At 69.9% G+C, this 19556-nt stretch carries 24 protein-coding genes and 1 pseudogene; 10 read left to right on the forward strand and 15 right to left on the reverse strand.

Annotated features, from left to right (window positions below; genetic code table 11):
- Window positions 1-2: 2 nt before the first annotated feature.
- The 3 genes from IW248_RS31415 to IW248_RS31425 form a co-directional block, all read right to left on the reverse strand.
- Window positions 3-971 (reverse strand): carbohydrate ABC transporter permease, encoded by a 969-nt coding sequence (locus tag IW248_RS31415; RefSeq protein WP_196929786.1) that lies wholly within the window; start codon window positions 969-971, stop codon window positions 3-5.
- Between the two features lies 1 nt (window position 972).
- Window positions 973-2019 (reverse strand): carbohydrate ABC transporter permease, encoded by a 1047-nt coding sequence (locus IW248_RS31420; RefSeq protein ID WP_196929787.1) that lies wholly within the window; start codon window positions 2017-2019, stop codon window positions 973-975.
- Window positions 2020-2089: 70 nt separating this feature from the next.
- Window positions 2090-3436, reverse strand: coding sequence for an ABC transporter substrate-binding protein (locus IW248_RS31425; protein WP_196929788.1), 1347 nt, complete (start codon window positions 3434-3436; stop codon window positions 2090-2092).
- A 250-nt stretch (window positions 3437-3686) separates the two neighbouring features.
- Between IW248_RS31425 and IW248_RS31430 the strand changes: the two genes are divergently transcribed.
- Window positions 3687-4460 carry a M23 family metallopeptidase gene (locus IW248_RS31430; RefSeq protein ID WP_196929789.1) on the forward strand — a complete coding sequence of 258 codons (774 nt, stop codon included), beginning with the start codon at window positions 3687-3689 and terminating at the stop codon, window positions 4458-4460.
- A gap of 52 nt (window positions 4461-4512) precedes the next feature.
- Here the strand turns inward: IW248_RS31430 and IW248_RS31435 are convergent, their stop codons facing one another.
- From IW248_RS31435 to IW248_RS31455, 5 genes and pseudogenes are all read right to left on the reverse strand, one after another.
- Window positions 4513-5007 carry a TspO/MBR family protein gene (locus tag IW248_RS31435; RefSeq protein WP_196929790.1) on the reverse strand — a complete coding sequence of 165 codons (495 nt, stop codon included), beginning with the start codon at window positions 5005-5007 and terminating at the stop codon, window positions 4513-4515.
- 168 nt (window positions 5008-5175) lie between these two features.
- Window positions 5176-5319 carry a GPGG-motif small membrane protein gene (locus tag IW248_RS31440; RefSeq protein ID WP_007464364.1) on the reverse strand — a complete coding sequence of 48 codons (144 nt, stop codon included), beginning with the start codon at window positions 5317-5319 and terminating at the stop codon, window positions 5176-5178.
- Entirely contained in the window at window positions 5310-6086 is a 777-nt protein-coding gene (locus IW248_RS31445) for a metallophosphoesterase family protein (RefSeq protein WP_091405690.1), read from the reverse strand. The genes IW248_RS31440 and IW248_RS31445 overlap by 10 nt, the downstream gene beginning before the upstream one ends.
- Before the next feature lie 10 nt (window positions 6087-6096).
- Window positions 6097-6372 (reverse strand): BON domain-containing protein, encoded by a 276-nt coding sequence (locus IW248_RS31450; protein ID WP_124823215.1) that lies wholly within the window; start codon window positions 6370-6372, stop codon window positions 6097-6099.
- Window positions 6369-6956: pseudogene (locus IW248_RS31455) on the reverse strand (nucleotidyltransferase family protein); the annotation flags it as partial. The gene IW248_RS31450 and the pseudogene IW248_RS31455, both read right to left, overlap by 4 nt.
- A gap of 179 nt (window positions 6957-7135) precedes the next feature.
- Here IW248_RS31455 and IW248_RS31460 point away from each other — a divergent pair.
- Complete coding sequence (locus tag IW248_RS31460) at window positions 7136-7804, forward strand: dTMP kinase (protein ID WP_196929792.1); 669 nt, start codon at window positions 7136-7138, stop codon at window positions 7802-7804.
- Here the strand turns inward: IW248_RS31460 and IW248_RS31465 are convergent.
- Complete coding sequence (locus IW248_RS31465) at window positions 7789-8481, reverse strand: SDR family NAD(P)-dependent oxidoreductase (protein WP_196929793.1); 693 nt, start codon at window positions 8479-8481, stop codon at window positions 7789-7791. The two genes, IW248_RS31460 and IW248_RS31465, sit on opposite strands and share 16 nt — an antisense overlap.
- Window positions 8482-8632: 151 nt before the next feature.
- On the opposite strand from IW248_RS31465, the gene IW248_RS31470 reads away from it, so the two are divergent.
- The 4 genes from IW248_RS31470 to IW248_RS31485 all read left to right on the forward strand — a co-directional run bounded on the left by IW248_RS31470 (window position 8633) and on the right by IW248_RS31485 (window position 12943).
- On the forward strand, window positions 8633-9649 hold the full coding sequence (locus tag IW248_RS31470; protein ID WP_196929794.1) for an NAD-dependent epimerase/dehydratase family protein: 1017 nt from the start codon (window positions 8633-8635) through the stop codon (window positions 9647-9649).
- Between the two features lie 76 nt (window positions 9650-9725).
- The gene (locus IW248_RS31475; protein ID WP_124823035.1) at window positions 9726-10640 is read left to right on the forward strand and encodes a MurR/RpiR family transcriptional regulator; all 915 of its coding nucleotides are present in this window, start codon (window positions 9726-9728) and stop codon (window positions 10638-10640) included.
- On the forward strand, window positions 10637-11578 hold the full coding sequence (murQ, locus tag IW248_RS31480; RefSeq protein ID WP_196929795.1) for an N-acetylmuramic acid 6-phosphate etherase: 942 nt from the start codon (window positions 10637-10639) through the stop codon (window positions 11576-11578). The genes IW248_RS31475 and murQ overlap by 4 nt, the downstream gene beginning before the upstream one ends.
- A 375-nt stretch (window positions 11579-11953) precedes the next feature.
- Window positions 11954-12943 carry a sigma-70 family RNA polymerase sigma factor gene (locus IW248_RS31485; RefSeq protein WP_196929796.1) on the forward strand — a complete coding sequence of 330 codons (990 nt, stop codon included), beginning with the start codon at window positions 11954-11956 and terminating at the stop codon, window positions 12941-12943.
- A gap of 72 nt (window positions 12944-13015) precedes the next feature.
- Here IW248_RS31485 and IW248_RS31490 read toward each other — a convergent pair whose 3' ends face one another.
- Window positions 13016-13993 (reverse strand): C40 family peptidase, encoded by a 978-nt coding sequence (locus tag IW248_RS31490; RefSeq protein ID WP_196929797.1) that lies wholly within the window; start codon window positions 13991-13993, stop codon window positions 13016-13018.
- Window positions 13994-14493: 500 nt separating this feature from the next.
- Between IW248_RS31490 and IW248_RS31495 the strand changes: the two genes are divergently transcribed.
- Entirely contained in the window at window positions 14494-15015 is a 522-nt protein-coding gene (locus tag IW248_RS31495; RefSeq protein ID WP_196929798.1) for a DUF6232 family protein, read from the forward strand.
- 58 nt (window positions 15016-15073) lie between these two features.
- Here IW248_RS31495 and IW248_RS31500 read toward each other — a convergent pair whose 3' ends face one another.
- Together IW248_RS31500 and IW248_RS31505 are read right to left on the reverse strand one after the other, a co-directional pair.
- Window positions 15074-15403 (reverse strand): DUF3817 domain-containing protein, encoded by a 330-nt coding sequence (locus IW248_RS31500; RefSeq protein ID WP_196929799.1) that lies wholly within the window; start codon window positions 15401-15403, stop codon window positions 15074-15076.
- 25 nt (window positions 15404-15428) lie between these two features.
- A complete protein-coding gene (locus IW248_RS31505) occupies window positions 15429-15851 on the reverse strand; it encodes a hypothetical protein (protein ID WP_196929800.1) in 423 nt (140 codons plus the stop codon).
- 131 nt (window positions 15852-15982) lie between these two features.
- On the opposite strand from IW248_RS31505, the gene IW248_RS31510 reads away from it, so the two are divergent.
- From IW248_RS31510 to IW248_RS31520, 3 genes are read left to right on the forward strand one after another with little or no spacing between them, the layout of a single operon-like run.
- On the forward strand, window positions 15983-16324 hold the full coding sequence (locus IW248_RS31510; RefSeq protein WP_372432775.1) for a DUF6158 family protein: 342 nt from the start codon (window positions 15983-15985) through the stop codon (window positions 16322-16324).
- Window positions 16324-16656: a hypothetical protein gene (locus tag IW248_RS31515; RefSeq protein WP_124823042.1), complete on the forward strand. Its 333-nt coding sequence runs from the start codon at window positions 16324-16326 to the stop codon at window positions 16654-16656. Before IW248_RS31510 ends, IW248_RS31515 begins: the two co-directional genes overlap by 1 nt.
- A 53-nt stretch (window positions 16657-16709) precedes the next feature.
- Window positions 16710-17249 carry a DUF1360 domain-containing protein gene (locus IW248_RS31520; RefSeq protein ID WP_124823043.1) on the forward strand — a complete coding sequence of 180 codons (540 nt, stop codon included), beginning with the start codon at window positions 16710-16712 and terminating at the stop codon, window positions 17247-17249.
- 55 nt (window positions 17250-17304) lie between these two features.
- Here the strand turns inward: IW248_RS31520 and IW248_RS31525 are convergent, their stop codons facing one another.
- The 3 genes from IW248_RS31525 to IW248_RS31535 form a co-directional block, all read right to left on the reverse strand.
- Entirely contained in the window at window positions 17305-17499 is a 195-nt protein-coding gene (locus IW248_RS31525) for a hypothetical protein (protein WP_091405645.1), read from the reverse strand.
- 23 nt (window positions 17500-17522) lie between these two features.
- Window positions 17523-17756 (reverse strand): hypothetical protein, encoded by a 234-nt coding sequence (locus IW248_RS31530; protein ID WP_231398081.1) that lies wholly within the window; start codon window positions 17754-17756, stop codon window positions 17523-17525.
- Between the two features lie 440 nt (window positions 17757-18196).
- A complete protein-coding gene (locus tag IW248_RS31535) occupies window positions 18197-19291 on the reverse strand; it encodes a 3-deoxy-7-phosphoheptulonate synthase (protein ID WP_196929802.1) in 1095 nt (364 codons plus the stop codon).
- Between the last annotated feature and the right edge of the window lie 265 nt (window positions 19292-19556).

Raw genomic sequence — 19556 nt, forward strand, 5'->3', positions numbered from 1 at the left:
GGTCAGCCCTTGACGCTGCCGGCGAGCAGACCTCGCACGAAGAAGCGCTGTAGGGACAGGAACACGATGAGCGGTATGACGATGCTGACGAACGCGCCGGCGGTCAGGCGCTGCCACTCGTTGCCCCGGGTGCCGGCCATCTCGGCGAGCCGGACGGTGAGTGGGGCGGTCTCGTCGCCGCCGCCGGCGAAGATCAGCGCGACCAGCAGGTCGTTCCAGACCCAGAGGAACTGGAAGATGCCGAACGCCGCCAACGCCGGGGTGATCAGCGGCAGCACGATGGTGCGGAAGATCTTCGGGTGGGAGGCCCCGTCGACCCGGGCCGCCTCCATCAGGTCTCCCGGCAGCTGCGAGATGAAGTTGTGCAGCAGGAAGACGGCGAACGGAAGCGCGAAGCAGGTGTGCGCGAACCACACCTGGGCGAACTTCTGCTCGTCGACCAGGTCCCAGGCCGGCATCACTGTGACGCCGCCGAGGGTGACGCCGGTGGAGAAGAACTTCAACAGCGGCACCAGGGCCATCTGCAGCGGCACGATCTGCAACGCGAAGATCGCGATGTAGACCCAGTCCCGGCCGCGGAAGTTGATCCACGCGAGCGCGTACGCGGCGAGGCAGGCGAAGGCGAGCGGGAAGAGGACCGACGGGATGGTGATCGCCAGCGAGTTGACGAAGGAACCGGCGAGCTGCCCGGAGGACGACGACCGTCCGAACAGGACCTGCTGGTAGTTCTCGAACGTGAACTGCGGGTTGGTGAAGGCCGTCCACCAGCCGGTGGTCTTGATCTCGTCCTCCGGTCGGAGGGAGGAGACGAACAGGCCGAAGGTCGGGATGGTCCAGACCACCGCGATGACGATCGAGACGAGCGTCGCGGTGCGGCTGTTCAACCGCTTGCGGACCCGTCCAGCCGTGGTGGTGGGGGTGCCGTCGGTGTTCTGGGTGCCGGCGGCGACGGTGGGCGTTGCGGTCGTCATCTCAGCCCTCCCGCTGTTGACGGAGGTTGCGGATCTGGTAGATCACGACCGGGATGACCAGGATGAAGAGGAAGACCGCGAGCGCGGAACCCTGCCCGCTCTGGCCGTACCGGAACGCCTGGTTGTACATCTCGTTGGCGATCACGCTGGTGTCGTAGTTGCCGTTCGTCGAGGTCCGGACGATGTCGAAGACCTTGAGCGTGGCGATCGTGAGGGTCACCATCACGACGATCAGCGCCGGTCGGATGCTCGGCATGGTGATCCGCCAGAACATCTGCCACGGGCTGACACCGTCGAGCCGGGCGGCCTCGACGATGTCGCCGGGGATCGCCTTGATCGCGGCGGAGAGCACCACCATGGCGAAACCGGCCTGGATCCAGATCATGATGACGATCAGCAGCAGCGTGTTCAGGGGTGATTCCAGCAGCCACTGCTTGGGCTCACCGCCCATGCTGACGACGATCTGGTTGAGCAGACCGATCTGGTCGCCGTCGCCCCGGTAGGCGTAGACGAACTTCCAGATGATGCTGGCGCCGACGAAGGAGATGGCCATCGGCAGGAAGATCAGCGACTTGGCCACGGCCTCGAACCGGGCCTTGTCCACCAGTACGGCGTAGATCAGGCCGAACCCGGTCGCCACCAGCGGGACCACGAGCACCCAGACCAGGGTGTTGATCAGGACGCGGACCATCGCGTCATCAGAGAACAAGAAGCCGTAGTTGCGCAGCCCCACCCACTCGGTGCTGTCCCCGTTCATCAGGGAGAGCAACACGGTGCGGATGGCCGGCACGACCAGTCCGATGGTGAGCAGCAGCAGCGTCGGCAGCAGGAAGAAGAGCGCGAATATCCCCTCCCGCTGCCTGGGTCGGCGGGGCAGTGGAGCACCACTCACCGAGGCGGCGACGAGCTGCGCCTCCCGCCGCCGGGCGAACCAGGCCGGCACCACGTCGAGCAGCAGTAGCAGACCGCCCACCACCAACACGAAGGCGACCAGCCCGTACATCAGCATGAGGAACTTCGGCTGCTGATCGGCGAAGTCGAACTCCATCAACCCTCCCTTCCGGGTCCACCTCGGCCGGTGGCCCGGCCCGCGAACGCGGACCGGGCCACCGCCGGGATCACTTAGGCCAGCTGCTCTCGATGCCCTGGAGCACCGGGGCGGTCGCCTTGCCGTTCAGCCATTCGATCATGCCCTTCCAGAACGTTCCCGAGCCGACGGCGGCCGGCATCAGGTCGGATCCGTCGAAGCGGAAGGTACCCGTCTTGTCCTGCAGGATCTGGACGGAGAGCTTGTCGATGGGGCTGGCGACGTTGGCGATGTCCAGCTTGTTGTTCGCCGTGACCCAGTTGCCGAGCTTCGCGCGGCTGTTCACGTACTCGGCCGAGACGAGGTAGGTCTGCACCGCCTGCACCTCGGGGCGGTCGGCGTAGCCGACGACGAACTCGCCGGCGCCCAGCACCGGCTTGCCCTTGGCCGGGTCGATGGTCGGGAAGTAGAAGGCGAACGCGTCGCCGTCCTGGGCCACCTTGGTGCCCTCGGGGAACTGGTTGGCGTAGAACGACGCCTGTCGGTGCATCGCGCACTTGCCGGTGGTCACCGGCAGGCCCGCCTCCTGGAAGGCGGTGGTGGTGATGCTCTTGACGCCGCCGAAGCCGCCGTTGACGTACTTCTCGTTCTTGAGGATGCTGCCGGCGCGGTCGACCGCGTCGACGATCTTCGGGTCGTTGAACGGGATGCCGTGGGTGGTCCACTGGTCGTAGACCTCGGGGCCCTGCGTACGCAGGATCACGTCCTCGATCCAGTCGGTGGCCGGCCAACCGGTGGCGTCACCGGACTCGACGCCCACGCACCACGGCTTCATGCCGCTGGCGGCGATCTTGTCGCTCAGGGCGATGAGCTGGTCCCAGGTGGTCGGAACCTCCCAGCCCTTCTCCTTGAACGTCTTCGGCGAGTACCAGACGAAGGACTTCACGTTGGCGCCGAGCGGCACTCCGTAGAGCGTCCCGTTCACGGTGCCGTACTTCAGCCAGTCGGCCGGCATGTTCTGCTCGGCGAGGGCCTTGGTGTCGGCGCCGAGGGACTTCAGCTTGCCGGCGTCCGCGAAACGCTTCACGAGGCCCGGCTGGGGCACAAAGGCGATGTCGGGGGCGTTGCCGCCGTCGACCCGGACGGGGAGCTGCGCCTCGAACTCGCCGCTGCCCTCGTAGTCGATCTCGATGCCGGTGCACTCGGTGAACTGCGACCACGACCGCTCCAGCAGGTCGGCCTCGGCGTCACGGATGGACGCGTAGATGGAGACCTTCTTGCCGTCGTGGCCCTCGTACTTGTCGTATGCGGCGCACTCCGCGGAGCCCGCTTTGCTGCTCTTCTTGTCGTCGCCGGTACCGCAGGCGGTGGCGCTGAGCGCCAGCCCGATTACACCGGCGATCACGAAGGCCTGGCGTGGTCTGGTAAAGACCGCCATGCCGTCCTCCTTCCTAGCCGGCGCGGTCGTGCTGGTGACCCGTCGCCGGTCCGATTGGGCGTGCACACATGTAAGCGCTTGCATCCGGCGCGGTCCACCCCCTGTCAGACACGAGCGAGTAACAATCCGGAAACCTGCGGGCTGCCTGGTGGGCGCGTTCCCGGGACACGCTGGGGACTCTTTCGAAGATTGACGATATCTGTCAGGATGGGCGCACCGGATCGAAGGTTTTCTACATAGGAGGAGCTGTATGCGAAAGCGGTGGATCAGCCTGCTGGTGACGGGCCTCCTCGTCGGGGGAGCACTGGTGCCGGCGACCCCGGCGTTGGCCGCGCCCACCTTCAAGGTGCCGTTCCCGTGCGGCCAGTCCTGGTCCGGGCAGACCCGGTCGGCCCACAGCCCGGCCTACGCCGTCGACTTCAACCGCACCGACGACGTCGGCGACCCGGTGGTCGCCAGCGCCCCCGGCACTGTCGACCGGGTGACCGACCTCGGCGGCACCAGCTACGGCAAGTACGTCCGGATCAACCACGGTGGCGGATACAGCACCTACTACGCACACCTCAACGGCTTCAACGTCTCGGTAGGGCAGACGGTCGGGTACGGCAAGGTGCTCGGCTGGGTCGGCAGCACCGGGGGCTCGACCGGCCCACACCTGCACTACGAGCAGCGCCTCAACGGCGCCGACATCCAGGTCCGCTTCAACGGCGCCCTGGGGCTGTACTGGGGCACCAAGACCTACACCAGTGACAACGGGTGCTCCTCGGGCGGCGGCAACGGCACTGTCGACACCAGTGGCACGCCCCTGACCGTCCGCTCCGGCCCCGGCACCGGGTACGCCTCGGTGGGCACCGTCGCCGACGGCACCCGGGTGACCATCGCCTGCCAGACCAGTGGCACCACGGTCACCGGCACGTACGGCACCAGCTCGATCTGGGACCGGATCGGCTCCGGCCGCTACATCGCCGACGCGTACGTCTACACCGGCTCCGACGGATACATCCCCGGCGTGCCCCGCTGCTGACCCGGCGAACTCCCACGGTCCCCGGCGGTCGCCGCCGCCGGGGACCGACAGGTCAGTTGTTCAACTGCCAGATCGACAGGTTCAACGCGGCGGCGAAGGTGACCCAGGCCCAGTACGGCAGCAGCAGCGCCGCCGCCACCCGGGACACCCGGGCGAACAGCACCACGGTCAGGCCGATCGCCAGCCACATCAGCACGATCTCGGCGAACGCCAGCCCGTACTGCCCCGCGCCGAAGAACAACGGGGTCCAGATCGCGTTGAGAACCAGTTGGGCGGTCCACGCCCAGAGGGCGGGGGAGAAGCCGACCCGCCGCCACACGAGCCAGCCGGCCACCGCGATCAGCGCGTAGAGCAGCGACCAGACCGGGCCGAACAGCCAGGAGGGCGGCGCCCAGCCGGGCTGCCGCAGGCTCGCGTACTCGTCGGTGGTGCCCTGCACGCCCAGCCCGCCGATGGCGGCGGCGACGAAGACCGCCGCCGCGAAGCCGGCGAGGGCCCACCACGCTCGCCGCCCGGAGGTCGCCGGCGTGTCCCGAGATATCTCCATGGTCGAGATATTTCCTCCCGGCGTCGGCTCAAACCGCCTCGCGGGAGGGTCAAGGGCCGACCAGGCGCACAAAAAACGCCGGGATCGCCGCGGCCGGTGCCTCTGTCGGGAGGACGAAGCTCCGGTCGCGGCGACCCCGGCGGGTCCCGGTATTACGGCTGACGAACGCTAATTGAAGATGCTGACACCACCCGGGCCGACCAACAGCCCGACAACGATGAGGACGATGCCCCACAGGATCTGCCGGCGGAACAGCGCGAGGATGCCGGCGACCACGAGTACGACTGCGAGAATCCAGAGAATCAGCTCCATGACCTCTGACTACCCGACTGGCCGATCGGGGAAACCTGGTCGGTGTCGAGTTGATCGCCAACGTGAAAGACGCTGTACGCCTGCTTGATCACGGGGTGCGCGACGTTGCGGACGCGTACCCCGCCGGGGGTCGTGCCGCGCTCGGTGCCGGCGTGCGCATGCCCGTGCACGGCCAGCGCCGTGGGCGCCGAGTCGATCGCCTGCCCCAGCTGGTACGACCCGAGGAACGGGTAGATCTCCAGCGGTTCGCCGGCCAGGGTGTCCGGCACCGGCGAGTAGTGGGTGAGCGCGACAAGCATGTCGCAGTCGAGTGAGCGCAGCGCCGCACCGAGACGGTCGGCGCTGTCGGTGGTGGTGCGCACGAAGGCCTTCATCTCGGGCTCGCCGAAGTCACTCGCGCACCGCCCGGCGAACCCGCCGCCGAAGCCCTTGACGCCGGCGATGCCGAGCCGGCCACCCGCGCAGTCCAGCACCACGCCATTGCCCTCCAGCACTGTGATGCCCGCGTCCTCCAGCACCTTGACCACCTGTGGCACCTGGTCACACTGGTGGTCGTGGTTGCCGAGCACAGTCACCACAGGTACGGCCAACCCGCCGAACTCCTCTGCCACACAGCGCGCCTCGGCCTCGGTGCCGTGCCGGGTCAGGTCCCCGGCCAGCAGCAGCACGTCGGCGCACTCCGGCAGCTCCTCCAACGCCGGTCGGAACCGGCCGACCACGTCCTCGTCCAGATGCACGTCGCCCACAGCGGCGATCCGGATCACCATGGAACCTCCCTCAGGGCAGTTGCTCGATCTCCGTGGGTGCCTGGGCGCGGATCACCCCGATGTCGCTGGTGATCGGCACGTCCGGGAAGCGCTCGGACACCCGACGCAGGATCTCCTCCCGCCGGTGCGGGCTCTCCACCTCGCCGTAGAGCACGAGGGCGCGTTCCCGTCGAATCACGGTGATCCCCTGTTCGGCGACGGCGGGGTCCTCGACGAGCAGCCGTTGGATCTCCGCTTCGACGTACTCGTCCGGTGGCCCGGCGCCGATGTCGCGATGGTGGGTCACGATGTCCCCTCTCCTGGCTGGGTGCCGGCGTCCGGCACCACCTCCAGCCGGTCCAGCAGCACCAGGAACGCCTCGGCGTACGGCGAGTGCTGCGTCTCCTTGCGTACCCGTTCCCAGTCGATCTGCTCGCGCAGCGAGCGGGCCAGCGGCAGGCCGCGGGCGAAGTCGCAGTAGTGCTGGGAGAAGCTGAGCAGTTTGTGCACCATCAGCTGGGTGGCGGACAGCACCGGCATGTGGATCGCGTCCACCGGCCGGACGACCGTGTCGGCGAACGTCTCCTCGGTCACCGGTGTCTCGATCGGCCGGTGGATCAGGTCCACCATCCGGCCGTCGTCGAAGACCTTCACCAACCAGTCCTCGGGTGGACGCTCGGCCACGAAGCCGGCGGTCACCAGAGCCTCCAGCGCCTGTTCGACGTCGGCCTCCCGGATCAGGAAGTCGACGTCGTGGTCGCTGGAGTGGCCCCCGTGGGCGTAGACGGCGAAGCTGCCGCCCAGGGCGAACGGAATCTCGGACTGCTTGAGCACGGCGGCGACCTTCTTGAGGGTGTGCACAAGACTCTCGTCCCCGCGCTCAGCCATCTGGTTCCTCCGTCGTCGTGTTGGTGGACCGGCGGTTGGGTTTCAAACTCCGGTACCCGGCATTCCGGTCGGCCACACCTGCTGCTGTCGCGGTCGGGCGTCAACAGTGATAAAGCACCACAAACCTCGCGGAGCAGGTGCGTGGGTCGGATAACCTGTGGAGAGTGGCCAGATCATCGGGGATGCGACGACGCAAGGCCCGATTGCGCACCGTCGCCCTGATCGGCATCGACGGTTCGGGCAAGACCACTCAGGCACACCGGTTGGCCGACGCGCTGAACGCCGCCGGACGCCCCGCCACCTACCGCCGCAACGCCAGTGGCCGGCGCTGGCTCGGCCGGCTCGCCCACCGCCTCGGCCGGCCGGACGCGCAACGGCTCGTCGGGCGTGACGGCGTGCTGGCCGTGGAGTCGGTGCTGCGCTGGCTCGCCATCGCCGTCGCCCTGCTCAGTTGTCTGCTCACCGGCCGGACGGCGGTGATGGACCGCTACTCGGCCTGCCAGTACGCGAGCATCCGGGCGCACGGCGGACAGCGCTGGGAGCGGCTCGCCCGGGCCGGGTACCGGCTGTTCCCGACGCCGCAGGTGACCTTCCTGCTCGCCGTCGACCCGGCGGAGGCGTACCGGCGCATCGAGGAACGCGGCACCGACCACGAGACGATGGGGTGGCTGACCGCCGCCGACACCGCCTACCGGGCACTGCCCGAATACCCCAGCTTCGTGCTGGTGGACGCTGGCCGCCCGGCCGAGGAGGTGACCGAGCAGATTCAGGCGCACCTGGAGACCTGGCTGCCGCCCGCCGCGCCGGCCGGGGATGACGTCGGCCCGGTGGTGGCTCAGGCCCGCCCGTAGACCGGAACGGTGGCGCCACTGGTCGGGGCGGACTCGGCCGACGCGAGGAACCGGATCACCGGCGCGATCTCGTCCGGGGTCACCCAGCGGGAATGGTCGGCGTCCGGCTGGGCCGCCCGGTTCGCCGGGGTGTCGATGACACTGGGCAGCACCGTGTTGCAGCGCACGTTCTGCGACCGGTACTCCACCGCGACCGCGTTGGCGAAGGCCAGCACCGCCGCCTTGGCCGTCGAGTAGCCGGCCGCGCCCCGGAACGGGGCGACCGCCGCGCGAGCCGAGACGCAGACCACCGCGCCGCCGCCGGACGCCACCAGGTGCGGCAGCGCGGTCTGCGTGACCAGGTAGGTCGGCCGCAGGTTGACGGTGAGCATCCGCTCAAACTCCTCGACCGGCGTCTCGTGCACCAACCCGCCGCTGGCGTACCCCCCGACGAGGTTGACCACCGCGCGCAGCGGCGCCGCCGGTTCGCCGGCGGCGGCCTCGACCGCCTGCGCCGCGCCCGCCGGGTCACCCAGGTCCGCGACGACCCGGACCAGTCCGGCCGCCGCCGGCTCCGACCCGGGCCGGGCTTTCCGCTCCGGTACGACCACCCGCCAGCCCGCCTCGACGAACGCGGTGACCACAGCCCCGCCCAGCCCGCCGAACCCCCCGGTAACCACAACGCTGCGCACAACCATGCCCCCACGCTAGCGCCCCCCACCCCACCCTCCGTCGATCATGGAGTTGTTGCCGTGACACGCCGAGTTGAGTGACAACAACTTCATGATCGAGGTCTGCCCTGGGCAGAGGGGGTGGGTGGTTTCGGTCTTGGGGGCGCAGGATCGCTCCATGCGGATCCTCATTCTAGGTGGCACTCGATTCCTCGGCCGGGCTACGGCCAAGCTCGCCGTCGAGCAGGGTCACGAGGTGACCTGTGCGGCCCGGGGCGTGTCCGGCGTCGTACCGGCCGGGGCGCGATTCGTGGCGGCCGACCGCGATGATCCCGAGTCGCTCGTCCCGCTCGCCGACGCGGGCTTCGACGCCGTGGTCGACGTGACCCGCCAGATCAGCCATGCCCGGCACGCGCTGGCCGCGCTTGCCGACCACGTCGGCCACTGGTCGCTCGTGTCGACGATCTCGGTGTACGCGGACCACACCACCCCGGGCCAGACCGCAGCGGACGCGCCGATCCTGGCCCCGGCACCGCCGGACGTGGACGGGCCGATCGGTCCGGACCACCGCTGGTACGGCGAGTGCAAGGTGAGCATCGAGCAACTGGTCCGGGAGCGGGTCGGCGAGGACCGTGCGTTCATTTGCCGGGCGGGGCTGATCGTCGGCGCGGAGGACCCGAGCGACCGTTTCCCGTACTGGGTTCGGCGGCTGTCGGCAGGTGGCGAGGTGCTGGCACCCGGACGCCCGACCGACCGGGTGCAGTTCGTGGACGTCGCCGATCTGGCGCGTTGGCTGTTGCACGCTGCGGGCGCCGGCCTCAGCGGCACGTACGACGGGACGGGTCCGGCGATGTCCCGGGCTGATTTGTTGGCCGGGGTGGCCGCCGGGTTGGGCGTCGCCGACCCGCTCCTCACCTGGGTCGATCAGGAGTTCCTGCTGTCCCACGACGTACGCGAGTGGTCGGGGGAGCGGGCGCTGCCGCTCTGGGTGCGACTGCCGGAGACCGCTGGCCTGATGGACCGGGACGTCCGTCCGGCCCTGGACGCCGGGTTGACGGTCCGTCCGCTGGCCGACACCGTTCGGGCGACCGCGTCCTGGATGGCCGCGCATCCGACGGCCGTCCGGCAGGGTGGACTCGACCCGGCGGATGAGGCGGCGATCCTGGGGAAGTGGCAGGCTGTGCGGGACCGGTGATCCCAGATGGTCGAAGTTTCCCCCACCTCGGACAGTCATAGTTGACGCTCACGCCTGGTGAAAGTAAGTTTCATCCGTGGCGAAAAGTCCGAAGATTTCTGCGAGTCACGAGCCCGGTGGGCTGATCGTCCACATCAGCGGGCTGTTGCCATCGCTGTCGCCCGCCGAGCAGCGGGTCGCCCGACTGGTCGTCTCCGACCCGGCGGCCGCCGCCCGACGAACAATCACCGACCTCGCCACCGCAGCCGAGACATCCGAGGCGACAGTCATCCGGTTCTGCCGTTCGGTGGGCATGGACGGCTACCCCCAACTGCGCATCCGCCTCGCCGCCGAAGCCGCCCGGCGGATCGAGCCACCGGACGCCCGAGTGGTCGGCGGTGACATCCCGCCCGGTGCCGACATCGCCCAGATCATCGCCACCATCGCGTTCAACGACGCCCGCGCCGTCGAGGAGACTGCCGAACAACTGGACCCGGCCGTCTGCGAGCAGGTGGTCGAGGCGATCAGCGGCGCCGCTCGGATCGACATCTACGGCGCCGGCGCCAGCGGGTTCGTCGCCTCGGACTTCCAGCAGAAGCTGCACCGCATCGGCCGGATCGCGTTCTACTTCCCGGACGTGCACACCGCGCTGACCTCGGCCGCCCTCCTCGGGCGGGGAGACGTGGCGATCGGCATCTCGCACACCGGCACCACCTCCGACGTGATCGAGGTGCTGGAACAGGCCCGTACCCGGGGTGCCGCGACCGTGGCGCTGACCAACTTCCCGCGCTCGCCGATCACCGACGTGGCGGACTTCGTGTTGACCACGGCGGCCCGGGAGACCACCTACCGCTCCGGCGCGACGGCCAGCCGGTTGGCCCAGCTCACTGTGGTCGACTGCCTCTTCGTCGGGGTGGCCGCCCGTAACCGGGCCCGGGCCCGCAAGGCCCTGGAGGCGACCGCCGAGGCGGTCCAGTCGCACCGGGTGGGTGCCAACCGGAGGCGGGCATGACGGGCGGTGCGGAGATGCCCGCACCGCCCGCTCGTTCGACCGTCCGGGTGGGCGCCCCCACCGAACGGCGCAACCCGCTCAGCGTCGACCTCGACCTGATGTCGACCCGGGACGTGCTCACCGTGATCAACGAGGCGGACCGACGGGTGCCGGCGGCGGTCGCCGCGGTCCTCGACGAGATCGCCACCACCGTCGACCTGGCGGTCGAGGCCCTTCGCGGCGGTCACCGGGTGCACTACTTCGGAGCCGGCACCTCCGGCCGACTGGGCGTGCTGGACGCGGCCGAGCTGGCCCCCACCTTCAACTCGCCCCGACACTGGTTCTGCGCACACCTCGCGGGAGGCCCGGACGCCATGTGGCGGGCCGTGGAGGACGCCGAGGACGACGACCGGGGCGGCGCGGTCGAAGCGGCCAGTTGTGTACGTGCCGGGGACCTGGTGGTTGGTCTGGCGGCCAGCGGACGCACGCCGTACGTCCTCGGGGCGCTTGCCGCAGCTCGCGCCAAGGGCGCTTCGACGGTGCTGCTCTGCGCCAATCCGGAGGCGGAGGCCGCCCGGTCGGTCGACGTGTTCATCGGGGTGGACACCGGACCCGAGGTGGTCACCGGATCGACTCGGATGAAGGCGGGCACCGCACAGAAGTTGGTGCTCAACACGTTCTCGACCGCCGTCATGGTGCGCCTGGGGCGGGTCTACTCGAACCTCATGATCGATATGGTGGCGACCAACGCGAAACTCCGCGGACGAATGATCTCGATCCTGGTCGAGGCCACCGGCTGCTCGGAGGACCTCGCCCGGCAGGCCCTCACCCAGGCCGACGGGGACCTGAAGACGGCGCTCGTCTCCCTCGTCTCGGGCGCCGAGATCGACGCCGCCCGGGCCGCGCTGGCCCGCTCGGCCGACCAGGTGCGCGGCGCACTCGCCCTGCTCGCCTCCTAGCGTCACCCGCGCCGGGAAGCGAACGGGGCCTCGGATTGTTCATCTGGCCGGGGGGTAATAACACCCCTGGATGAACCGACCGGTCCACCGGTGCGTATCTGGCAGTGACCAGGATCGCATCGCTGTGGTGACCCGGGTCGCTGTGCCCCCACGGCGGGCGGTGTTGCCATGGTGCCGTAGCCCGTACGTGGTGCCCAGTGGCGAGCCACCCGATGGGGTGCTGACAGCAAACATGGACCGTGCTCTCAGCTACTACTCAGGCATTCGTGACACTTTCGACTCACGACGAGGAATCCCCGACACGTCTCATCTGTTGTGTAGGTGTCAGCACCGATGGGCACAGCAGAAGTTACCAGGGGCTGACAGGTGTGGGGAATGGCAAGGAACCGGGCAACCGGCGCGAGCGAGGGGACCGTGGGCAACGTGGACAAGAACATCGGCATGCGAACCGATCAGGTCGCCGAGGAACGCGACCTGGTGGGCGTCTACCTGCACGAGATCTCCCGGACGCCACTGCTGGACGCCGCTCGGGAGGTGGAGCTCTCCAGGGCGATCGAGGCCGGCCTCTACGCCGAGCACCTGCTCGGCGAGGACGCCGTTCCCGCCGCTGTTGACCGGGCCGACCTGGAGTGGCTGGTCGTCGAGGGGCATCGGGCGAAGGACCTCTTCATCCGCGCAAACCTCCGACTGGTCGTATCGATCGCCCGGCGCTACGTGCGCTCGGGGATGCCCATGCTGGACCTGATCCAGGAGGGCAACACCGGCCTCGTCCGGGCGGTCGAGAAGTTCGACTACGAGCGCGGCTACAAGTTCTCCACCTACGCCACCTGGTGGATCCGGCAGGCGATCAGCCGGGCGATCGCCCAGCAGGAGCGCACCGTCCGTCTGCCGGTGCACCTGGTGGAGGACGTCAACCGGATGCGCAACGTGGCGCGGCAGCTGACCCGTGAGTTGGGCAGCGACCCGGAGCCGGAGCAGATCGCCACCGCCCTCGGCGTCACCGTCGAGCGGGTGAACGAGCTGCGCCGCTGGTCGCAGGACACCGTTTCGCTGGACACCCCGGTCGGTGACGATGGCGACACCAGCCTCGGGGACCTGGTCGCCGACAGTGACGCGCCGTCGCCGGAGGACATCGTCCTCAGCGGTCTGGAGCGGCAGCGCATCGAAGGGCTGCTCAACCACCTCGACGATCGCTCCGCCGGCATCATGCGGGCCCGCTACGGGCTGGAGGACGGCCGGGAGCACTCGCTCACCGAGGTCGCGTCCCGGTTCTCGCTGTCCCGCGAGCGGATCCGGCAGCTGGAGATCCAGGCCCTCGGCCGGCTCCGCGAGCTGGCCCGGGCAGAGGGGCTGCAGGCAGCCTGACCTGGTAGCAATGACGGCGAACGGCCGGCGTCCGATAGGGGGACGCCGGCCGTTCGCCGTTGCCGATCGCGGTCAGCGAACCCGACCGTAACCCTGGATGGACATCATGTTCATGCCGCGCTTGAGCACGTTGCGACCGGCGCTCGGCGCGTCGATCACCTGGCCGTCGCCCACGTAGAGGGCGACGTGCCCGAGCCCGCTGTAGAAGACCAGATCGCCGGGGCGTAGGTCGCCCCGCCCGATGTGGGCGACAGCACTCCACTGCATCCGCGTGTTGTGCGGCAGGGACCTCCCGGCCGCCCGCCAGGCCGCCGAGGTCAGGCCGGAACAGTCATAGCCGTTCGGCCCGTCGGCTGCCCAGACGTACGGCTTGCCGATCGCGCCGAACGCGTAGCGCACCGCCGTGCCGGCAGCACCGGACACGGCGGGCACGTTCTTCGCCTCGGTCGCTGCCGCCTTGGGCTCGGGTCGCTCGGTGGCGGCCCCGTACGCCTGCCGGCGCAGCTCGTACAGCTTGGCCAGGTCCTGCTCGATCTGCTTCTTGCCCGCCGTGAGCTGGCGAGCCTGCGCGGCCTGCCGGGCCAGTGTCGCGTCCAGGCGGGTCTTCTCGTCGAGCAGCCGCTGCTGGTCGGCCGTGAAGCCGGAGATGCTCTCCTGCCGCTGGCGGGTCAACTGCTCGATCGTGCCGAGCCGGTCCAGCAGTGCGGCCGAGCCGCCGGAACGCAGCAGGGCCTCCGCGGTGCGCAGGCCGCCACTCTTGTACGCGGTGGAGGCGAGCTGGGCCACGTCGGCCCGGCTCTGCTCGACCTGCTGTTCGAGTGGGCCGATGCGGGTCTGTAATCGGGCCACGGAGGCCTCGTTTGTCTTGATCTCCTCACGCAGTTTGTTGTACGACTCGACGACCCGCTCCAGCTCGGCCGAGGACGTCTCGATCTGGCGGGTCAGGTCGGCGGGGGACGGCTCGGCCTGGGCCACCGCCGTCGGGGTGATCAGCGCGGCCGACATGCCGACCAGCGCCACGGTGCGCAGCAGATTTCTCAGGGATGACAAGAGCGGAAGGCCCCTCTCCCACGGCCGCCGGGGCTGCTGACGCCCTCGACGACACCGGCCGGGGCCATCCGGGCGGACGGCACTGTGCCGGATCGGCTCGCCCAACCTAACCCGGGACGGATGTCGCTCGCAGTTGAAGCAGGGGCGAAAGTTGGAAGAGTTGCGGGTCGTGCCCGTGGGCTGGGTGGCGTCATGGTGGCTGATGACGCCTGCGGACGGGGGAATATAGCCCCTTTCACCAGCTAGTGACGGATATACGACCTTCGTCGTTCCGGGCGTATGCCGCCGGAATCCTGGCCTCCATAACCGATAAAACCTGAAATGGATGCTGTTTCTCGACGATGTCACCCGTCATGGCGAGCTGTCGGGAGCCCGTAAATGCCCAGGTCGACTGGCAGTGCCGCAACACAATGAAGTCCGGAGCCGGGAATCCCGTCGACAGACAGCGATGACTGTCACCGGCGGGTCCACTCGGCCAACCGTCCCCTGCGGGAGGAACCGTGAATCGTGAAGGCGCACAGACGCGACCGCCGCGAACGGTGCCGGGCGCCCGGTCGACCCTGCTGTACGCGCGGCCCGGCATCATCGTGACCGTCGACCGGTTCACAGTCGGTCGGAACAGTTACCGAGTCGCCGACCTGACCCATCTGCGCACCACCCGGGGCCCGCACGACCGGATCGCCGTCCGGGCCGTCGTCATCACCGCCAGCATGCTCGGCGGTGTGGGGGTGCTCCTCGGCTTCACCGGCGGTCTGCAACGCCTCACCGCCGAGGCGTACCTGATCCTCGGCGCGGTGTTCCTGCTCCCGGCCGCTCTCGCACTGGTCGGGGACCGCTGGCGCCCACCGCCCCACGAGCTGTGGGGGTGGTACCAAGGGTCGGAGGTGCTGCTGTTCAGCGCCGACGACGAACGGCAGTTCGGCCAGGTCACCCGGTCGCTGCTGCGGGCCAGGGAGGTCAACCGCTACGGCGGTTGGGTCGACCCGCTCGCCGCAGCGGACCCGTGGCGGCCCAACCGCTGATCCGGCACGCGGTGGACCGGCGCCGGACTCGCGTCGGCCCACCGGCCGTTCAGCAAGCTCAGTGAGCGATTGGCTCCGGAGTCCGTTCCTCCTGCGGCGCGGCCACCCAGGCGCTGACCCGGCGCTCGGCGTAGAACGAGACGAACGGCACCGTGCCGGCCAGCATCACCAGCAGCATCCGCTTCAGCGGCCAGTCGGCTCGGCGGCTCAGGTCGAACGCGGCCACCAGGTAGATCATGTAAAGGAAGCCGTGCGCCGGCCCGATCGTCTCCACCACGACCGGGTTGTCGAACGCGTACTTCAGCGGCATGCCGATCACGACCAGCAGGATCAGCACCACGCCCACGATCCAGGCGATCACGCGGTACCGGGTAAGGGCAGCGCCCACCTTCGTCCGTCCTTCCGAGCCCGGCTCAGCCGGGATAGTCACCGGGCCGGGCGCCCGGATTGGCGTTCAACCATGACAGGTAGTGGTTGTAGGCGGCCAGGTCGGTGTCCTCGACGACATCGCCGGCGGCCGGCACCCGGGACACCCGTACCGGTCGGCGTACCGCCGGTCGGGACCCGCTGGTGACCGCCGGCGCCGGCTCGACGGCCGGATCCACGGGCGGCGCGTCGGCCTCCGCCGCCCGGCGTCGGGCCAGCTTCACCTCACGCCACCACACGTAGACCACGAAGCCGGCGAAGATCGGCCACTCGACCGCGTACCCCCAGCTCAGGCTGTTGCCGGCGGTGGCCCGGCTGATCTGCCACCAGCCCAGCCCGAGGAAGCCCACGACCAGCACGACCATGGCCACGTGGCGCGCGATCCACGCCGGGGTCCAGAGCCGCCTCATGGCATCGAGGGTACCGGGGGCGCTGCCGGTCTCCGACACCGTGTCGTAGTTGTCGCCTCGCCGGCTTGGTTTGGCATCACCACGCCTGGGCAATCGTCTAGACGCCAGCCCAAACGAGATCAAGGGGGGCGATCATGACCGGATCGGTACGTGAAGACGGTTTCGCGTCCAGCGGCAGCGCGGATATGAGCCCGGAGCAGCGGGTGCCCGAGTGGGGCGGCGATCAGCTCGCCGACCCGGCCGGCGCTTCCGCTCTCGACGGCGATCTGCTCGGCATCGACCCGACGGAGCTGACCGACGAGGACCTGATCCGCGAGATGCACAGCCTGCACCGCACCCGCCTGGACACCCTGCGGCACGCGGCGGACTCCGCACTCGCCAACCACCTGCGCCGCACGGCGGAGCTGGAGACCGAGTACCTGGCCCGCCACCCGGGTCGCGAGGTCGACCCCAGCCGCCTGCGGGACGCCTGATGGCGGCGCGCGCCGTGCGTGGCATGTCCGCGCCGCCCGAGGTGGTCTTCAGCACGGCCACCGACCCCGACCGGGCCTCGGCCTGGCTGCCGGAGCCACTACGTGGCGACGGCAGCCCCGCCGCCGAGATCAGCGGTGAGGAGCTGCGCGCCCGCTGGGGCGACGGCGACGACTGGTCCGCCGAGATCCGGGTCGAGCCGGCGGATTCCGGCGGCGCCCGGATCCAACTCGACCTGGCCGACGGGTCGGGCGGGTCCGGTCCGGACCAACTGGCCGACGAAGCGCTCACCAATCTGGTACGCGAGGTCGCCGACAACCTCCAGGCCGGCTGAGCCGGCCGCGCGGGACGCCACTCCCGCACCACCACGACATGTGAGGAGATCGGGTGAGCGACACTGGCCTGCGACAGAAGGCGGCCCGGCTGCGCCGGGCGTACGCGCCGCACGAACACCGGCCGCTCGGCGGCTACCTGGTGGCGATGGGCGCCTACGCCGGGGTGACCGGGGCTATCGCCGGCCTGGTCAAGGCGACCGGTCGGCCGGTGCCGGAGCGCCCCGCGCCGTCCGACGTGGTGTTGCTCTCCATCGCCACGCACAAGTTGAGTCGGTTGCTGTCCAAGGACGCGGTGACCAGCCCGCTGCGGGCGCCGTTCACCCGCTACGACCGCCCGATCGGCAGCGGCGAGGTGATGGAGCAGGTTCGCGACTCGGGCAGTCCGACCCGGCACGCCATCGGGGAGCTGTTGAGCTGCCCGTTCTGCCTGGCGGTCTGGGTGGCCACCGGGCTGACCGGCGGCCTGGTGCTCGCGCCCCGGCTCACCCGCCTGGTGGCCACCGCGCTGACGGCGGTCGCCGCGTCCGACTTCCTCCAGATGGCGTACGCGGCGGCGCAGCAGGCCGCCGAGGGCGGGCACGACGACGACTGACGAGCAGGACACGAAAAGGGGGGCCGGCACACGCCGGCCCCCCTTTCGTACGTCCTCAGCGCTGCATGCCGGACCAACCGTGCGGCGACTCCGGCTCCCGTTCGTCCTCGTCCGCCCCGGTGATGATGTCCCGATCCACAGCCGTGCGGTCGTGCTCGTTGGCGAAGTCCGGCTCGGGCGTGGTGTCCCGGCCCTTCGGCGGCTGACCCAGCGCCGGCACCTTCTCGTCGTGATCCTCGTGGTGCGTCATGTCGGTGTCCCTTCTGCGGTAGCTCACCCGATGGAACCGCCCAGCAGGTCGCTGGCCTCGTCCACCGAGTACTCGCCCTCGGGAAGCGCGTCGATGCGGGCGAGCAGGTCCGGCGGGAGTTCGGCGGCCACCGCCTGGCGGTAGATCTCAGCCTGGGTGACCCGCTCCTGCGCCCGGAAGATGTCGTCGAGCAGGTCGTCGAGGGCCTGGGTGTCCGGCTCGCCGGCCACGGATGCGTCGTCGGTCACCTCGATCAGCTACCCGGGGCGGAATCGGTCAAACGTCACCCCGGTGGCGGCCTGCGCTCTCGGTCGACAGCCCCGCGAACCCTCCTTTGCTCTGCACCCGCCCAGGCGACAGTCACGCTCGGTAGGTGGTGCGTGGGCGGGTGCAGAGCAAAGGGAGGCAAAGACGTAGCGGGGGCGAAGGAGGGCGAGGGTGATGTCGCTCGACCCTCTCGGCCAGGCCGATCCGCTGGTGTTCGCCGAATACAGACAGCGCCGCCCCCGGCCTTGTGGGCCGGGGGCGGCGCTGGTGTCGGTGTGCAGGTCGCCTCTCGGCGAGTGGCACTACGCGGCTCCAGCCGGACGGTATTCCGCGAAGGCTATTTAGGTGAGGCCCGGGGACACTGGACACACCGACACCCCTGTCAACGAGCCGACCCCCGCTCGTGTTCCGTGCGCTGAGGTGTTGGCGGTCACACAGTCGTCGGCAGCGTGGCCCGCCGGGCCCGCACGGCCGAGGCGAGGTGGTCGAGCACCTCGGCGGTGTCGTCCCAGCCGAGGCAGGCGTCGGTGACCGAACGCCCGTACTCCAGCTCGCGGGTCGGGTCGAGTTCCTGTCGGCCGGGCAGCAGGAACGACTCCAGCATCACGCCGGTGATCCCACGCTGACCGGCGGCCAGTTGCGCGGCCACGTCCGCGGCGACCAGCGGCTGGTTGCGGTGGTCCTTGCCGCTGTTGGCGTGACTGGCGTCGATCACCAGCCGCTCCGGCAGGTCCGCCGCGCGGAGCAGGTCGAGCGCGCCGGCGACCGACTCGGCGTCGTAGTTGGGCCGGCCGCCCCCGCCGCGCAGCACCAGGTGCCCGTCGGTGTTGCCCCGGGTGTGCATGATCGCCGGGGTGCCGGAGAAGTCGATGCCGGGGAAGACGTGCGGCACCCCGGCGGCGCGGATCGCGTCCACGGCGGTGCCGATGCTGCCGTCCGGGCGGTTCTTCATGCCGATCGGCATGGACAGGCCGGAGGCGAGCTGGCGGTGCACCTGGCTCTCCACGGTGCGGGCACCGATCGCGCCCCAGCCCACCGTGTCCGCGATGTACTGCGGGGTGATCGGGTCGAGGAACTCGCAACCCACCGGCAGGCCGAGGCGGAGCACGTCGAGCAGCAGCGCCCGGGCCAGCCGCAGGCCGGTGTTGACGTCCCCGCTGCCGTCCAGACCCGGGTCGTTGATCAGGCCCTTCCAGCCGACCGTAGAGCGGGGCTTCTCGAAGTAGACCCGCATGACGATCAGCAGGTCGTCGGCCAGCCGGTCGGCTGCCGTCCGCAGACGCTGCGCGTAGTCGAGGGCGGCGGCCGGATCATGCACCGAGCAGGGGCCGACCACCACCAGCAGGCGGTCGTCCTCGCGGTCCAGTACGCGACCGACCGCGCGACGGCCGGTCAGCACCGCCGCCGCGAGCGGGGCGTCCAGGGGCAACTCGTGGTGCAGCAGGGCGGGCGTGGTCAGCGGCACGACACGGTCGATTCGCTGATCGCTGACCCGATCGGTCTCCGGGGTCGTCACGGTGGGCATCCTTCCGCCGACCGTGCCCGGGGCCGGTGCCCGGGACGAGCCGGCTGCTCGTACGCAAAAGGGCAGGAACGACAGCTCCTGCCCAGCCGGCTCGGTCCGTGGTGACGTCAGTTCATGGGGAAGTCACCGGCGTGCGAGCCGGCCGCATAAACCATCGATAGGAACGCGTCACCGGGCCAGCGTACCCGACCGGAGGCGGACACCCGGACTGTCGTCCCAAGATGCGGGGCGAACATCGCGTGCCGAGAGCGAGGTCGGGGTAACA

Origin of the sequence: Micromonospora ureilytica (assembly GCF_015751765.1) — a bacterium.
Lineage (GTDB): Bacteria > Actinomycetota > Actinomycetes > Mycobacteriales > Micromonosporaceae > Micromonospora > Micromonospora ureilytica.

Excerpts from the sequence above, each read along its gene's own strand:
- IW248_RS31430 (WP_196929789.1), top strand. The coding sequence starts at position 3,687 with ATGCGAAAGCGGTGGATCAGCCTGCTGGTGACGGGCCTCCTCGTCGGG.
- IW248_RS31415 (WP_196929786.1), bottom strand. The coding sequence starts at position 971 with ATGACGACCGCAACGCCCACCGTCGCCGCCGGCACCCAGAACACCGAC.
- IW248_RS31465 (WP_196929793.1), bottom strand. The coding sequence starts at position 8,481 with ATGGTTGTGCGCAGCGTTGTGGTTACCGGGGGGTTCGGCGGGCTGGGC.
- IW248_RS31420 (WP_196929787.1), bottom strand. The coding sequence starts at position 2,019 with ATGGAGTTCGACTTCGCCGATCAGCAGCCGAAGTTCCTCATGCTGATG.
- murQ (WP_196929795.1), top strand. The coding sequence starts at position 10,637 with ATGACGGGCGGTGCGGAGATGCCCGCACCGCCCGCTCGTTCGACCGTC.
- IW248_RS31435 (WP_196929790.1), bottom strand. The coding sequence starts at position 5,007 with ATGGAGATATCTCGGGACACGCCGGCGACCTCCGGGCGGCGAGCGTGG.
- IW248_RS31535 (WP_196929802.1), bottom strand. The coding sequence starts at position 19,291 with ATGCCCACCGTGACGACCCCGGAGACCGATCGGGTCAGCGATCAGCGA.
- IW248_RS31515 (WP_124823042.1), top strand. The coding sequence starts at position 16,324 with ATGGCGGCGCGCGCCGTGCGTGGCATGTCCGCGCCGCCCGAGGTGGTC.
- IW248_RS31470 (WP_196929794.1), top strand. The coding sequence starts at position 8,633 with ATGCGGATCCTCATTCTAGGTGGCACTCGATTCCTCGGCCGGGCTACG.
- IW248_RS31525 (WP_091405645.1), bottom strand. The coding sequence starts at position 17,499 with ATGACGCACCACGAGGATCACGACGAGAAGGTGCCGGCGCTGGGTCAG.
- IW248_RS31460 (WP_196929792.1), top strand. The coding sequence starts at position 7,136 with ATGCGACGACGCAAGGCCCGATTGCGCACCGTCGCCCTGATCGGCATC.
- IW248_RS31505 (WP_196929800.1), bottom strand. The coding sequence starts at position 15,851 with ATGAGGCGGCTCTGGACCCCGGCGTGGATCGCGCGCCACGTGGCCATG.
- IW248_RS31485 (WP_196929796.1), top strand. The coding sequence starts at position 11,954 with ATGGCAAGGAACCGGGCAACCGGCGCGAGCGAGGGGACCGTGGGCAAC.
- IW248_RS31440 (WP_007464364.1), bottom strand. The coding sequence starts at position 5,319 with ATGGAGCTGATTCTCTGGATTCTCGCAGTCGTACTCGTGGTCGCCGGC.
- IW248_RS31425 (WP_196929788.1), bottom strand. The coding sequence starts at position 3,436 with ATGGCGGTCTTTACCAGACCACGCCAGGCCTTCGTGATCGCCGGTGTA.
- IW248_RS31445 (WP_091405690.1), bottom strand. The coding sequence starts at position 6,086 with ATGGTGATCCGGATCGCCGCTGTGGGCGACGTGCATCTGGACGAGGAC.